Genomic DNA, 14,796 nt, shown 5'->3' with positions numbered 1-14,796 from the left:
TTTTCATAACAACAGGGACAGCCGGATTTTCCAGACTGCCCCCAAGAGAAAAGCTGACAGTAGCACCAGTGGCGGTGCTGATCTGCCAGCCCTTAACGCAGTACCTCACAGATACCAGCGTTTGTTGCAATAAATGTCCCCTCTATATCGAGGTCACGCCCGTAGGCTTCATAGTCGATATAGTTCTGTAAAGAGGACGGGATTTCTCCGAGTATCTGTTCTTCATCAATCAGATAGTAGGCTAAATCGGTCATCGTTTCACAGCCGGAATACAGAATGATGTCGTCCTTATGTTCCACCAGTTCTTCCAGACTTCCATAGCAGGATATAAAACTGTCCAAGTCGTCCAGCAGGTAATCCGGTAATTCTTCCAACTGCTCATAGATACGGTTCAGTTCTTCGATGGAAATGTATTCGCTAATCTCCATCGGGAAGTTGTCCGTATCATGGATTGCGTATTCTTCGTACTCTGCATTTAAGCCGATACGTTCTGCAATCACTTCTTCGTCCAACGGAAAAGAGAACCAGTCCCCGACCAGTTCTCCCTCATTGTACTTGCCAAGATTGGCTATATAGACTTGCATATCATCAAGCATAAACGGTCACTTCCTTTCACTCATTGTATTCATAAAATCTGCCATGCACACACAGGAAATGTTCTGATGTTTCTTCCATATCTGAACAGTTCCGATGGTATGTAATATTGCAAAGTCCGGCTTCCAGCTCTTGCAGGTTTGAAAACCATTCTCTTTGAATTGCAGGTATATCTTCGGGTGGGATTTCACTCTCTGAAATTGCAAGGCAGACATTATTTAGCAAGTCGAGGTCTGTATCTTGCAGGATTTCAAAAGGAAAATCATAATCACTGATAAGATAACGGTCACTGTCCGGCGGTAAACCAATGGATTGTTTTAATGCTTCTATGTTGCAGGGAAGTGTAAACCACGCACAGCCTGTATCTTTTTCCTGTTCATCAAGATTGATAACAAATACTTTCATTTCTGCCATAAGCAATACCACCTGTCAAAGTTTGAACATACCGTTGTTGCAGAGAGCATAACGTCCTTTTTCTTCCAGTTCATGGGCGTAGGCTTCCAGATTAAAATATTTCTTTCCTTTTTCGGAAAGAGCAGAAAATTCAATGTTATGCTCCAAGCGGTAACGGGCAACGTCCATGATGTTGTGACACTCTGGATAAAACAAAAATTCTTCGGATTCCTGCAATAAATCCTCTACACCGCCACAATAAGGAATCAACTCTTTGTATGCCTGCTGAACTTCTGGCGATAAATCCGTGTAAGCAAAGTATAGCTTGTTTAATCGTCTGACAGAAGTTGTCCTTACAATATCGCCAGCAAAGGGGAGCTTCATATCTGTGATTTGATAGTCTTTGCTGTCAGCTTCCACACCGAGCAGGTCACGGAACAGCTCATAATCAATGGGTAAATCAAACCAGCGAGAGGTTTTATCCTCTGCTGATTTGGTCGTTTCAATCAATACGCTACATTCTTCCATCGTAATTCAGTCCTTTCTTCTAATTTTGAGTATGAAAAAAGCAGTCGATCATAACTGAAAGACTGCTTAACTCTAAAACAATATTAAAGCGTTTCTTCTTTTAAATTCTGACTCAAAAGGGATTTTAACTCTTTTACATCATTTTCAGACAAATCATTTTGATTAACAAGAACCATTTCATTTTTTATTGTTCTGATATATATGTAATTTCTGAAAATCCCCCAACATTTAAAGGCGTTCCAATGATTAGTCCCGTTACCGATATCAGAACTAACTGTAATACCATCGGTATCAAAACAATATTCACGTTTTCCCGAAGTCAATTTATTATCCATCTTTGAATGAACAATATTTATTACTTTTTTCTGAAATGTGTTAGCTCCGTTTATGATAATCCAGATAAAGAAAACCGAAAATAATAATCCAATAATACCATATCCAATACGACTATTCATAAAACAAAGAATCGTATATATTAACATTATGACAGCCATCACAGACGATAACCCTGTTGCAAATTTACGTTTCTTTACATTTTTATCACTGGCTAAAACGATTTCTTTTAAAATATCTTGTTCTTGCTGTCCGATTTCAATACTGTATCTAACCATAATAAGAATCTCCTTTAAACATTTTAATGATATTAGTATATTACCACATATTACCACAAGTTTGTGTTCAAAATGTGGGATTCTTAATTTTACGCTCCAATAATCTTATTAAATAACTGTAACAATACGTCTTTTACGCCGGACGCATTGAATACAAGACCAACGGCGACTAAGGCAACTACCAAGAATCCGATAAGTTTGGAAAACTCACGCTTGAATCCCAAGTAGATTCCGATAACAACAATCGCCATCAGCACAAGGCTCTGTGCGTTGCTTAAAAACCAGTTATAAAGGTTCTGTCCAAAATTCATGCTTTCTTTTCTCCTTTCAGTTCCATCATTTTTCGGTCAGACTGTCTGCCAGCCTGTAAAATACACATGGCAATCACGCCAACTGTTCCACCTAAAGAGAAGAACAGGAAGTCAAATAATAATCGTTGCATTTTTCAATTCTCCTTTTCTAAAATTACATCTTCGGTTGATGTGGTCTGTTGTTCGATTATCTTGTAGTGCTTTTCCGTCAGTTTCGTGGATTTACGGATTTCTTTCAGATAATCAATCCCTGTTTTCGCTGTGATTGTTTCCAGCATTTTGAGTGTCGGGTCAACCTGCCGTTGAATCCAGCGTAGGGTTCTGTCCAGTGTGTAAGGTTCGGGTTTGGTCGTGAGCTTTAACGGCTCTCTGTTTTCCCCGATGAACCACGCCCAGCGGACAGATAATTTCCAGTCGCTCCGTTTCTTGTCTGCTTCCTTATCCACAAAGCGTACATAACGGTTGATAATAGAAAATGCCGTCCGTTCAGCGTCATAGTAAGTCAGCAGGTCACGGACAGCATAATAAGCACGTTCATTTTTTAACCGTATTTCAAATCTGTTTTTTATCGGTGCTTCCTCAATGGGAATCCCAAGTTTGATGTACTGCTCATAGCTTTTTTCATAAACACAGAAGTACACCTCACTTTTCAATGAGCCGATATAAAGCGTATACCCCATACCAGCCTTGTCCTGTTCCTCATGCTTGACCAGTTCGCCGGAAGCATAGGACTTAAAGGAACGGAACACCGATACACATTCCTCATTCCGGCATTTTTCGGTCAGTTCTGGAATATCTAACATTCCCGTATGGTCATTGATGGCAAGGTCAAGACGTTTCATCACACCGCCGTCCACCAGAGCGTCCATAAGGAAGTCATACCAGCTCCGTTCCTGTGCCAGCAGATAACTTTCAAACTGGCGACAGCCTTTTCCTTTCAGTTCCAGCAGGACACCTTTTTCTTCATCGGGGGAAGTATATACGAAAATATCTCCAATGTAGTAGTGTTCCGTGTAGCTGTAATGCCCGAAGTCCTCATGTATCATGTACTGGATATTGAGCTGTAAGATGTCCTTAATGATGTGTCCAATATCCAGTGTCGGAAACCGTATCCTCACATAATCAAACAGCATGGTAAGCGGTGCTTCTGGATTGAATTTTTCCAGAGCTTCCAAAAGTTTCACTTTCATTTCTTCTGTGACCGCCACCTTGCTGGATTCGATACGGCTTAAATGTTCACGGCTGATTCCAGCCATGACCGCAAGTTTCGTCTGGGATACACCGTACTGCAAACGTTTGTCTGCAAAATCCTGTATCCACTCTGTATCATTCAGTGCGATACCCCCTTTACGAAAAAACTGTGACATTTTTTATCCGATGTCACAGCAGTAAAAAAAGCTACCAAACGCTTGATTTCAGCTAAGAATCGGTAACTTTTGTGTATGTTTCCTTGTGATTTGTGCCCCTCTGTTAGATACCGAGGGGCTATTGTCTGCTGGCGTGGCTACCGCCACACCAGCAAGGCTAGTCCGTACCTGTGGCTTTCGCTCCGCACGCCACCTGTCCGTCCTGCCTTATGTGTGCAATCAGTCCATTTCCAGAGTAAATTTTTCTGGATTGTCCACAATATTGTATGTGCCGTCTATCTGCTTCTCCTGCCGATAGGAAAAGCGAAATGCCGAGTTGCCGGATTCAGCGTCTTTCTGGTTCTTGTAGACCGTAACAGAAAGTGCGTGGGGAATCTGAATATCATAACTGAAACGGACACTGTGAAAAGAGTTGTCCCTGCATTTTTCAAATATTTGTTCCGCACATTTCTGTTGATCGGTCACGACCAAAGTGTTGAGTATGACCGACACCCGTAGCTCATAATGGTTATCAGAGCCAGAGCCAGACGAAGAAGATACGTCCATCTGTCGTCCCCATTGCAGGTAAAACAGGATTCCTGCCAAGAGCAGAAGTATAGTGATTACTATAATTATTGTCCGTTTTCTTATCATTTTAATTTCCTCCGTACACCTGTATTACAGTACAAGTGTAGAGCAAAACAGCTTATTTTTCAATACAGCTATATTTATAATTTGATTAAAAGACGAGGTAAACAAAAATGACAGTATACATGGATTTAGAAAATCTTCTCAAAGAAAAGAATATCAGTAAAAACAAAGTCTGTGAAGCCTGTAATTTACAAAGGACACAGCTCAACAACTACTGCAAAAATAAAGTAACCAGAATCGACTTCTCCATCTTAGCAAAGTTGTGTGAATATCTGGACTGCACACCTAATGACATCTTGAAATTAAAGTAAGGCTTCGGATTGTTCCAGAGCCTTTTTTTCTGTTCTCCTTTCTGCAAGTTCCCCAATCGTACCCAAGAAATCATAGCCTTTGGGTACAAGGGGAGTGTAAAATTCCGATATGACGCTTGTTCCCACATCACAGTATCCACGCCCTTTGATTTGCTTCTGGAAAAACTGCTTTTTCACATCACTTCCAAAGAGCATACCGTAGCCGAGTTCACTCATGCGACCGAGCCCCACACGGAAATTAAAGTTATCTCTGATACCGTCCCCGAAATACTTTGCGTCTGGACGCTGGCAAGCTACAATCAGAAAGTATCCAGCCTGTCTGCCAAGCATGACGATTTTCTTTAACTGGCTTAACAGGGCAGTGCTTTCCTTTGTCGTGAGCATTTCCAAGAACGCCACATATTCATCAAAGATAAGGAACTGTGGAGCAAGCCCCAGATAGGCATAGTTTTCCCCTGTACGGTAGTTCGGGTGCAGTTTCATTTCTTCCGAGCGTGTGACCATGCTCTCATAAAAGGCATTGACGCAGTCAATCATATCGTCTTTCGTGTGGTAGACATTTCCCATGACCGTTCCCAAGTCTGCAAGGTCAGCGTTCTTCGGGTCAAGAATGTATAAATCCGCATTGGTTCTAAGCAGGGCTTCAATGATGGTCAATAGAAAATATGTCTTTCCACCACCTGTACCACCGCAGATAAGGGCATGGGGAAGTGAATCGTATTCCCACACCAAATTTTTCATTAACCGCAGACCACCATTTTCGGCAATCACTTCATCAATCGAAATACGGTTCGCTATCATATCATAGAGCAGGGTGTATTCGATGTATCCGTCATGCAGTGTTTTGTCAGTAAGTTCACAGTACAGCCCCGATTCCAGCTTATCCTCTAAGGACAGGAGCTGTTCTTGATATTTTCCCATTGTGATTTCACACAAAATATGCAACAATCCATTGTCCATCTGATAATAGATTTTCGGAAACCACACGATTTTTTCTCTTGATCTGCTTTGCAGGTCAGTGAAAAAACCGCTGTCTTTGGTGTTTTCCGCTTCATACCATTTATTTTCCAGCACCATACGAGCCAGTTTTTGTCGGTGTAACAACCGCTTGATACGGTCATATCCGTAACGGTAGTAGAGAAAAACGACCAATGCACAAACACCAGTCGCTATCAGAACCGTAATGGAATTGTAGGCAGTCCATGTGATTCCGGCATGGAGCAGGTTAAAATCTTTCCAGTTGGTAACAAGGAGCTGTCGCAGGTTCAGTAGCAGGAATACCGCAACGAACAGGAGCAACAACCAGCCGATACAGAAATGATAGACCAGTGATTTGTCACTGGCACGAATCCTGTTACCTTTAGAGTTTTTCCATACTTTCATATAAACTCCTTTCTTTGGACGTAAGAAAAGCAGTTAATCATGTAGACTAACTGCTTTGTGAATATAAATATAAAATTATAAAGGCTGATTTTTTAATTCTGTATTACTCATCATATTTGAGCAAATAAAGCAAATCGTTATATCCCGATTTCATAAGTAATTGTTTGAAACCAGAAAGCACTTCTTCTTTTGTATAATTGTTGTTTTCCAAAAACTGATTATCTTTTTCACTAAGGTACTGATAAAAAAGAGCCACCGCCATTACTTCGTTTTTGTTTGTATAGTCAATGCTATCTAAAAGTATGTTCTCTGCTTCGTTAATCTGTCCTAAATCAATCATATTAAGAAAAATTTTCAAATTTTTTCCCGATACTTCATACTTGTTTTCTTTTTCAAGTTCAACAGAAACATACTTTTTCCCAAAGGCTAATGAAAATAATACTCTCACCATTTCTTTTATCATTCGCATGATGTAATCTTTTTCATCGGTAAAATTCATTTTCCCATCTCCTTAAATGTTGGTTTAATTGTTTGGAACATATAAGCTAACTTATAAAACTTGAAGTTGTCTGATTAGCAATTATCTTTTGCAATTTATAACTGCATCAAAAAGAATACCAGTACACTCGAGAGTATTGTTACTGTCCCCATTATGATAAACATCATGGAAGTAAAACTTTTTGAAATTGGTCTATCAACATAACACTTTTTAGGATTGTTTGGATTATAATAAACTGTCATCTTACTGTTGATAGGCCACAACTGCTCCGCAAATTGACGTAAATTTGCAATAGCTCCAGTTTTTACATGTAGCCATCCTTTTTCATCTTCATAGACTTCTGATTTCATCGGTACAGGTACTCCTGATAGTTGCGTTGTTATAATTCCTCGAAATTTTTTCTTTGCTTTATAACAAGTTCCATTCACAAAGTACTCAACGATTGGGTACACTCTTCCATTTCCAGGAAACCCATATTGTTTAACAATACCGTCTGTCTTTTTTGTACACAATTTATTCTGTCTTTTTACAATGATATTGAAAGTAACTCCTAGTAGAACTAATATTACACCAAGACCTCCAACTGTCATCAATTCTAACCATGCAATTTGTATTTCAGCCATAGTTTCATCACCTCAAATTCCGATTTGATTTTTTTATATTATATCAACCCCATTTGAACAATACAATGAAAATCCATTAGTTACAAACTTATTTCTTCGGCGGTTGCTGTGAAACATTGTTCTGTGGATTTCCGGCATGAGTGCCTTTGTTCTTCGGAACAATGTCATCTGCCTTTACATACCAGTCCACATCTGCACCACGGTAATTCGCATTGGCTACCGTATCTGCAACAGGGTTGATAAGTTCCACTTCGGCGTTGTAGTCATAGTCCTTTAACGGAACAGTCGCCGGAACGGATACCTGTATCATACGTCCTTGTGTGTTACATTTCAAATCGTAAGTACGTTCCTTGATTTCTTCACTAACCGTTCCATCTTCATTCTGTACATGAACCTCACGGCGTAATGCGGAGAACTTCAACACTCCGAAAGTCTTTTCTTTATCAATGACGATTCCATTTGCTAATCTCATAATCTGAATACCCCCTTATTTATTTTCTGCTGGTAACATATCGTCTGCAAGTAAGATGTAATTGACAAATCCACGTTCTCCGATTTTATAGCCATCAGTAGTGATTCGTGGGTTGATAAGTTTTACTTTCTGCTCTGGCGAGAAATGCTTTTCGCCAGCTTTGGCAGGAAGTGTCACAACTACATCATCGGCTCTCTGCACATCGGAATACAGGTTGTAGCTTCTGGTAATGACAGCCATACGCCCGTTGATTCTCTGTTGTTCCGTAGTATTTTCTCCGGCAAACTCCAAGTTTCCGAATGTCTTTTCCATGTTTGGTACGACAAATCTTAATTCCATAAATAATTGACCTCTTTTCTTTCTGTTTTAGTTTCTTTCCTGCTGTACGTTGTGGGGAGCTACACTCCCCACGCCCCTAGTGGACTTCACGCTCCCGTAAACCAAGTGCTTCACGGGAGCGTGAAGTTGCAAAAAGGGTGGCGACCTTGAACGTTCCACCAACCGCTACGTTACTGCCTTACGATTTTTTTCTACGGCGTTTGAAGTAAAGCATACCGCCAAGCCCTACGCAGGAAAGACCGAGCATGGCAAGATAAGCATAGATATTGGTATTGTCGCCTGTTTTTGGACTGTCACTTGTCTTAGTAACCGTAGATGGTGTATCCGGCGTGTCGGTATCCTTTGGTGTGTCTGGGACTTCCGGCACTTCCTTGATTGTCACGGTCTGTCCATCGTCTGTGATGTCCTTATGTTCCGTCACTTTCTTTGGTTCGTCTGGATTGGTCATATCGTATAATTCCTCAAATGTAACAAGGTTTTTACCACCAAGTGAAGAACCATCAAAGGTAAACGCAATCTCAACCGTCATTTTTTCACTGTCGGCTGTGAACTCATAATCATTGGATACTTTCTTTCCATCAATCAGAAGTTCTGCATTTTCCTTTTTTAACATCTGCCAGCCGGAAAGTTTGTATTTTGTTCCAACTTCCAGACCATCTAATGTGACTTTATCCACAATCGTTACATCTTTTCCGGCTTCGATTTCTTTCTTGCCGTTCTTGTCCGTAGCAGTCGTATGGATTTTGATGATACGTTCCGTGATAAGAACCGTCTGTCCATCATCGTTGATGTCTTTATGTTCGGCAACCTTGACAGGCTCTTTCGGATTGCTCATATCGTACAATTCCTCAAATGTAACAAGGTTCTTACCGCCAAGAGCTGAACCATCAAAACTGTAAGTAATCTCAACCGTCATTTTTTCGCTGTCAGCAATGAATGTGTAATCATTGTCTACACGTTTCCCGTCAATCAGAAGTTCGGCGTTTTCTTCCTTTAACATCTGCCAGCCGGAAAGTTTATATTTTCTGCCTGTTTCCAAGCCATCAAGTGTAACTTTGTCCACGATCTTGATGTCTTTTCCGGCAACAATCATTTTTTCACCTGTTTTCTTGTCGGTAGCTGTGGTATGGATTGTGATTTCTTTTTCGTATTCATCGGTCAGTGTCCCTAAATCTACGGTCACTTTATTTCTGGATACGACCACCTCAAAAGCTGGAATCAGCTTAAATCCGGCGTTGGAATCACACTTTAATTCCTCAATCACATAGGTATCATAAAGTAATGCACCTTTGCTGTCGTCTGGTTCAGATGTCCCAAACCATACTCCGTCCTCACTGGATTTTCCGGCATTAGTATTGACCTTATGGGAAGCCCAGCTTGAAGCAGTGGAGAACTGACCGTTGTTGTCAGTAACTACAATATGGGATTCTCCCGTTGTCTTGCTTGTAATTCTGAATGGAACACCTGCAAGACGTTTGTGTGTACCTGCACCGATTTTTACACCCTCAATATCGCCACGTTTAATCTGGTTGTAGACAGAGTGAGATTTGTCGGTCAAGTCCACGATTTTTCCATCTTCCGTGATAGAAAAGTCGATTGTTTTTGCACCGTCTGTCAAGTAGCCCTCTGGTGCTTTGCTTTCTTCTAATCTGTAATTTCCGTAAGGGAGCAGGTCAGCAGAAGTAGAAGCAATTCCGTCAATGCCTGTCTGAATCTTCTTGACAGTTTCATTCTTGCTGTATAATTTTCCCTCAACCACTACAGGACTGTCATTTAAGGAAATGATATTAAATTCTGTGTACTGTAAGGTCGCACTTCCCTGTGCTTTGGTATCCTTTGTTTCAAGGTCACGTTTCTGGATTTTCACACCGCCACGGATAACCTTATCGGATACGGAATACTGGTTGCTTCCAGAAAGTACGGCAAGTTCGCCATCTTCGGAAATCTGTGTAAGGTATGTCCCCTTAATCTGTTCGGAACTTCCGTCAGTCTGCATATATGCACCATCTAATAAGTAGCCGTTTGGTGCTTTTGTTTCTGTGACAGTGAGTGTACCAAGTGGCAGTACATTCTTACCGTCCTGTGTATAGAAGCTGTCGCCGGATACTTTGTAGCTGTCGGCAAGTCTGGATACATAATGGATAGTTCCGTCACTGTCTTTTTCGGCAACGGTTTTGGTTGTCCATGTACGGGTAGCCTTTGCAGGAAGATTGTCTGCATTGTAGTAACCGTCATAATAGCTCCATGTGAACTCTGCACCTTCTAAAGAAGCATTTCCCTGTGGAGTAGATTTTCCTGTTTCCATGTCGATTTTAAATAAATCAATCAAAGTCTCTGTGACCTTTGGAGTGTCAGCAACAGTTAATGTCGCTGTTTTTCCAACTTCCACATTTAAGGCATGGACAGTAGAATCCAGCTTGTAACCCTTTGGAGCAGAAAGTTCTTTGATGTAAACTGTTCCGGCTTTTACCTCAACTTCTTTGGTATCGCCGTTTCCATCGGCAGTAAGTGTGGCAAGCTGGCTGTTACAGCCCTTATCAGAATAGACACCAAATGTCGCACCCTCAAAGGAATAGTTGGCATTTCCATCTGTGACCGTGGGATTGGAAGAAGTCTTTTTGACCTTTGCATTTCCCACATTTAACTTCGCCCAGAACTGTCCGATGTCCTGTCCTTCGCCAGTATAAATGTAACCGCCACATTCATAGCGTCCTTTGTTTGCTTTCACAAATGCTTTCGCACCAGCATACACTTCATTCTGTACTGCCTGTGAGATTTCATTATAGGAAGCTCTGACGTTGTCGCACTGCCAGCCGAGCTGTTCACTCAATCTCTGCCAGACAACACACTGTTCCAGCAAATACTTCTGGTTGTTATTCAGCCCTGTATGAGTAGCGGTATATTGCTTGACGTACTCTAAGGAAAGAGCAACGTCCGCAATCTGATCACTACTCATGCGTGTACTTGCGTCAGACCTTGTTTTATATCCATTCTTGAAATTGGTATTGATGTCCACGCAGTAGGCAGTTTCGCCCTCAACTTTCATGTGTCCCTCATGGAACGTGGATTTGATAGAACCGTCATTCATAATTTGTTCAATGTAGCCGACACGTTCTGCTGATTCTGTCCAGTATTGATTGCCGGAAGCATGAACCGCCGTCACTGGTAATGCCGTAAGAATGGTTGCAAAAGCAAGCGTTCCTGTCAGCAATCGCTTTACTAGCTTATTCATATTTTCTCTTTCTCCTTTCGATTTTGGGTATGAAAAAAGACGCTCATTTATTGAACGCCTTTAACTTAATTAAATTCAACCTAACGGGTATCTTGTTTCCATGTGATAAATGATTTTAAATACGATTGTAACAAATTATCAGTAAATCCCGAAAAAGTGGTTGGTTTGCTAACAGCCTGCTAACACTCTAAAGGATATAATTGAATATTAGAGTTTATTAACAGAGTCGTTGTGCAATCCCCTTTTCCGCTTTTTGGGGCGTTAAACGTCCCTTACAGGATAATCGAACTACTGCATACTAACCGCCACAGGGAACTCCTAAGCGTGGGGTCGGAGGTTCAAATCCTCTCTGGGACGCTGGAAACAACGCTGTAAGCCTTTGTTTTCAAGGGTTTACAGCTTTTTTTGTTTAGCTGTACTCTTTAGACAAAACCATTTTTCTTTTATTGGAGGTTAATGTATGTTTATGAGTTGGAACTTATATTTTGCTAATTGGAAACGAACAGAAACGATGTCCTTGCTAATAAAAATAGCTTCCTTGCTAATAGGCAACTGTCTTAGGCAGCCAGACCTTACGGATGCTGGAATCTGTCTTTGGTTTTTTCAGGATTATCCGGGTGCTGGTATTCGGCATTAACGGAGTAAAGATATGGTAAATGTCTTTTTCTCCTAACGTCTCAATCGCCTGTTTGGACGCTCGTGCCAGTTCTGCTTCTATGTAGATATAAGCATTATCAGTTGCTATGTTTTCATCCTCAATATGAACATTTTTCCAGGTTAGTCCAAGAATCTCCCCCATACGCAAAGAACACGCAAAAGCAAGGTTCATGGCAATATACAGTTTACTGTCGGTACACTGATCCAAAGCAAGACGAATCGTTTCAGCATCCCAAATATCGCGCTTTTTATATTCAGTCTTGGGAAGGACTACATTGTCAAAAGGATTTTTTTCAATCAATTCCCAACGAACAGCTTGCTTAAAAGCACACCGTAGAAGTTTGATGATTTTCTCAATCGTTGAGTTCGTGACAAATTCTGTCCGTGCTTTCCTATTCTTCCGAGAAACAGAAGGCGTCTTTTGAAGTGTTTGAATATACTTATCCACCACGCGGGTAGTAATGTCTTGCACTTCCATATCTCCGATAATCGGATTGATATAGTTGGCAATCAGGGCTGTTTGACTGTCATACATAGACACGCCCCATTTTTTCTCCCCATACGTGGAAACAAAATCATACAGAAAATCTGAAACTTTCTGATTATTCGGAGGAAGGAATGTACCATTGTTCTGTTGGTTTTCAACCTCCGCTTTCCGTTTCAGCGCTTCTTTATGGGTATGCCAGGTTTCCCATTTCTGTTTTGTTTGAAGAAAACATCTTTTGATGATAATGAAAGATATGTAACGCTATCTACTTGTACTTCAGAGAGTACAAACGGCAGACATCTTCTAATTGGAAGAATTTTAGAAAATAATGCTGATGAAAAAGGAGAACCGCAATATGAAGAAAAATAGACAGATACTTGTGTTAGCAGCTCTATTGTTTAGCTTCTTGTGTTTTCCTGCTGATAAAGTTTTAGCTGCATCAAATGTAGTAGAGGTTCCGTTAACAGTTAAGCAAAATTTTGAAGAAAATAGCAATGAAAAAGGAATTGATCTTACTGGAACTTATGAATTTCGTGCATTAGACATAGGCATTCCTATGCCGGGAGATTCTGATAACGACAGACATGTTTTTGTACTGGATGGTAATAATGCGGAAAAGATGATTTCATTGCAGTTCCAGCATGGCGGAGTATACCGTTATCATTTGGTTCAAACAAGTAAGGATAAAGAAAATTATACATATGATAGAAGTTCTTATATTATAGCTGTTTATATCAAAAACGGAGAAAATGGGAAATTGGTTCCACAAGTAATTGCAGAAAAAAATGATGGTAAGAAGTGTGGAGAATTAATGTTTTACAATTCATATAATAAGAGGAATATATAGATTATAATCTGGCGAAGGCAATGAAGTAATGAAAAATAGTGAAATTTTAGTGGAAAAATTCTGCAGGAAATTATTCAATAGAATTACATAAAAGCGTGTCGATGAACATAAAATAGGAGTAGATATTGAAAATCTGTTTTTTCTGTGGTAGAATTTCATTACTAAAAATTGTGCAAATGCATAAAAATGAGGAATTAGATAATGGAAATTAAAAGAGATGCTTACTTACAACAGTTGATAGAGCGAAAAGATAACGGAATGATAAAGGTAATTACTGGGATTCGTAGATGCGGAAAATCATTTTTATTGTTTACCATATTTAAGAGATATTTACTGGAAAATGGTGTTGATACAGATCACATTATTGAAATTGCATTGGACGGTATCGAAAATGAAGAATTGAGAGATCCCAAGGTGTGCTATAAGTTCATTAAAGATGCTATGAAGGATAGTAAGAAGTATTATCTTCTTCTGGATGAAGTACAGTTTATGCCACGATTTGAGGAAGTGTTGAATAGTCTGCTACGTATGAGCAATATTGATGTGTATGTTACTGGAAGTAACTCAAAGTTCCTTTCCAGCGATATTGTGACTGAGTTTCGTGGTAGAGGTGATGAAATCAGAATCTATCCCCTCTCTTTTGCAGAGTTTTATTCTGTTTATAATGGAGACTATGACGATGCATGGGACGATTACATGACTTATGGTGGACTGCCGCAGGTCGTAGGTCTTCAGAGCGAACGACAGAAAGCAGACTATCTAAAGAACATCTTTGCTAATGTATATCTGAAGGACGTTATAGAGCGAAACAAGATTCAGAATGTGGACGAGATCGGTATTTTGGTTGATGTGCTTGCTTCCGCAATTGGCGCACCTACTAATCCAACGAAAATTGCCAACACATTTTCCAGTGAACGTCAGATGAGCTATACCAACAAAACAATCTCCAACCACATAGATTATCTGGCAGAAGCCTTTTTGATTTCTAAGGCTAGCCGTTATGATATTAAAGGCAGAAAGCATATTGGCGCTAATTTGAAATATTACTTTACTGATCTGGGATTGAGAAATGCCCGACTGAATTTCAGACAGCAGGAGCCTACTCACATCATGGAGAATATTGTTTATAATGAGTTGTTGATCCGTGGCTATAATGTTGATGTGGGTGTTGTGGAAGTATTTGACAGGAATAAAGAAGGTAAGCGTGTTCGCAAGCAGTTGGAGGTTGATTTTGTAGTAAATCAAAGCAGTCAAAGATATTATATTCAGGTTGCATACGACATGACCTCGGAAGAAAAGCAGACTCAGGAGTTCAATTCTTTGCGTAATATCCCGGATTCTTTTAAGAAGGTTGTCATTGTAAATGGAAGTAAGAAACCTTGGAGAAATGATGAGGGATTTGTCATTATGGGAATGAAATATTTTCTTTTGAATGCAAATAGTTTGGAATATTAGTTTTGCTTGTTTATAAAGGCGCATATGTAATTTGGAGACTTACAAAGATTAAATAAG

Annotated in this window: 19 protein-coding genes; 4 read left to right on the top strand and 15 right to left on the bottom strand. The window is 40.1% G+C overall.

Annotation, left to right across the window (positions count from 1 at the left end; translation table 11 throughout):
• Positions 1–92: 92 nt before the first annotated feature.
• The 8 genes from ACH9UM_RS13620 to ACH9UM_RS13585 form a co-directional block, all read right to left on the bottom strand.
• Positions 93–596 carry an antirestriction protein ArdA gene (locus ACH9UM_RS13620; RefSeq protein WP_055060389.1) on the bottom strand — a complete coding sequence of 168 codons (504 nt, stop codon included), beginning with the start codon at positions 594–596 and terminating at the stop codon, positions 93–95.
• 16 nt (positions 597–612) lie between these two features.
• Positions 613–1,008, bottom strand: coding sequence for a hypothetical protein (locus tag ACH9UM_RS13615; RefSeq protein WP_055060388.1), 396 nt, complete (start codon positions 1,006–1,008; stop codon positions 613–615).
• Positions 1,009–1,023: 15 nt separating this feature from the next.
• On the bottom strand, positions 1,024–1,515 hold the full coding sequence (locus ACH9UM_RS13610; RefSeq protein ID WP_055060387.1) for an antirestriction protein ArdA: 492 nt from the start codon (positions 1,513–1,515) through the stop codon (positions 1,024–1,026).
• A gap of 83 nt (positions 1,516–1,598) precedes the next feature.
• Entirely contained in the window at positions 1,599–2,126 is a 528-nt protein-coding gene (locus ACH9UM_RS13605; protein WP_005334889.1) for a YcxB family protein, read from the bottom strand.
• A gap of 89 nt (positions 2,127–2,215) precedes the next feature.
• Positions 2,216–2,437: a hypothetical protein gene (locus ACH9UM_RS13600; RefSeq protein ID WP_004844214.1), complete on the bottom strand. Its 222-nt coding sequence runs from the start codon at positions 2,435–2,437 to the stop codon at positions 2,216–2,218.
• A complete protein-coding gene (locus ACH9UM_RS13595; RefSeq protein WP_005611092.1) occupies positions 2,434–2,568 on the bottom strand; it encodes a DUF3789 domain-containing protein in 135 nt (44 codons plus the stop codon). Before ACH9UM_RS13595 ends, ACH9UM_RS13600 begins: the two co-directional genes overlap by 4 nt.
• Before the next feature lie 3 nt (positions 2,569–2,571).
• Positions 2,572–3,804, bottom strand: a complete 1,233-nt coding sequence (gene mobT, locus ACH9UM_RS13590) for a MobT family relaxase (RefSeq protein ID WP_117980761.1) — start codon at positions 3,802–3,804, stop codon at positions 2,572–2,574.
• 219 nt (positions 3,805–4,023) lie between these two features.
• The gene (locus ACH9UM_RS13585; protein ID WP_118324637.1) at positions 4,024–4,437 is read right to left on the bottom strand and encodes a hypothetical protein; all 414 of its coding nucleotides are present in this window, start codon (positions 4,435–4,437) and stop codon (positions 4,024–4,026) included.
• A gap of 107 nt (positions 4,438–4,544) precedes the next feature.
• Between ACH9UM_RS13585 and ACH9UM_RS13580 the strand changes: the two genes are divergently transcribed.
• Positions 4,545–4,745, top strand: coding sequence for a helix-turn-helix transcriptional regulator (locus tag ACH9UM_RS13580; protein ID WP_005334884.1), 201 nt, complete (start codon positions 4,545–4,547; stop codon positions 4,743–4,745).
• Here the strand turns inward: ACH9UM_RS13580 and ACH9UM_RS13575 are convergent.
• The 7 genes from ACH9UM_RS13575 to ACH9UM_RS13545 form a co-directional block, all read right to left on the bottom strand.
• On the bottom strand, positions 4,737–6,128 hold the full coding sequence (locus tag ACH9UM_RS13575; protein ID WP_118001316.1) for an FtsK/SpoIIIE domain-containing protein: 1,392 nt from the start codon (positions 6,126–6,128) through the stop codon (positions 4,737–4,739). The two genes, ACH9UM_RS13580 and ACH9UM_RS13575, sit on opposite strands and share 9 nt — an antisense overlap.
• 103 nt (positions 6,129–6,231) lie before the next feature.
• Positions 6,232–6,627, bottom strand: coding sequence for a DUF6483 family protein (locus ACH9UM_RS13570; RefSeq protein ID WP_400091583.1), 396 nt, complete (start codon positions 6,625–6,627; stop codon positions 6,232–6,234).
• A gap of 95 nt (positions 6,628–6,722) precedes the next feature.
• Positions 6,723–7,250 (bottom strand): hypothetical protein, encoded by a 528-nt coding sequence (locus ACH9UM_RS13565; protein ID WP_117819228.1) that lies wholly within the window; start codon positions 7,248–7,250, stop codon positions 6,723–6,725.
• Between the two features lie 88 nt (positions 7,251–7,338).
• Complete coding sequence (locus ACH9UM_RS13560; RefSeq protein WP_118324635.1) at positions 7,339–7,722, bottom strand: YdcP family protein; 384 nt, start codon at positions 7,720–7,722, stop codon at positions 7,339–7,341.
• A 15-nt stretch (positions 7,723–7,737) separates the two neighbouring features.
• Positions 7,738–8,061 (bottom strand): YdcP family protein, encoded by a 324-nt coding sequence (locus ACH9UM_RS13555; RefSeq protein ID WP_005334875.1) that lies wholly within the window; start codon positions 8,059–8,061, stop codon positions 7,738–7,740.
• Positions 8,062–8,239: 178 nt separating this feature from the next.
• The gene (locus ACH9UM_RS13550) at positions 8,240–11,293 is read right to left on the bottom strand and encodes a VaFE repeat-containing surface-anchored protein (RefSeq protein WP_117787946.1); all 3,054 of its coding nucleotides are present in this window, start codon (positions 11,291–11,293) and stop codon (positions 8,240–8,242) included.
• Between the two features lie 541 nt (positions 11,294–11,834).
• Entirely contained in the window at positions 11,835–12,533 is a 699-nt protein-coding gene (locus ACH9UM_RS13545; RefSeq protein ID WP_155236780.1) for a phage integrase SAM-like domain-containing protein, read from the bottom strand.
• A gap of 90 nt (positions 12,534–12,623) precedes the next feature.
• Between ACH9UM_RS13545 and ACH9UM_RS13540 the strand changes: the two genes are divergently transcribed.
• The 3 genes from ACH9UM_RS13540 (at position 12,624) to ACH9UM_RS13530 (ending at position 14,739) form a co-directional block, all read left to right on the top strand.
• The gene (locus ACH9UM_RS13540) at positions 12,624–12,806 is read left to right on the top strand and encodes a hypothetical protein (protein WP_147607168.1); all 183 of its coding nucleotides are present in this window, start codon (positions 12,624–12,626) and stop codon (positions 12,804–12,806) included.
• Entirely contained in the window at positions 12,793–13,284 is a 492-nt protein-coding gene (locus tag ACH9UM_RS13535) for a Spy0128 family protein (RefSeq protein WP_009242977.1), read from the top strand. The genes ACH9UM_RS13540 and ACH9UM_RS13535 overlap by 14 nt, the downstream gene beginning before the upstream one ends.
• A gap of 201 nt (positions 13,285–13,485) precedes the next feature.
• The gene (locus ACH9UM_RS13530) at positions 13,486–14,739 is read left to right on the top strand and encodes an ATP-binding protein (RefSeq protein WP_004847661.1); all 1,254 of its coding nucleotides are present in this window, start codon (positions 13,486–13,488) and stop codon (positions 14,737–14,739) included.
• Positions 14,740–14,796 lie beyond the last annotated feature (57 nt).

The sequence above is a fragment of the Mediterraneibacter torques genome (genome assembly GCF_044591705.1).
Taxonomy (GTDB): domain Bacteria; phylum Bacillota; class Clostridia; order Lachnospirales; family Lachnospiraceae; genus Mediterraneibacter; species Mediterraneibacter torques.
This window is presented reverse-complemented; position numbering and strand designations above follow the sequence as displayed.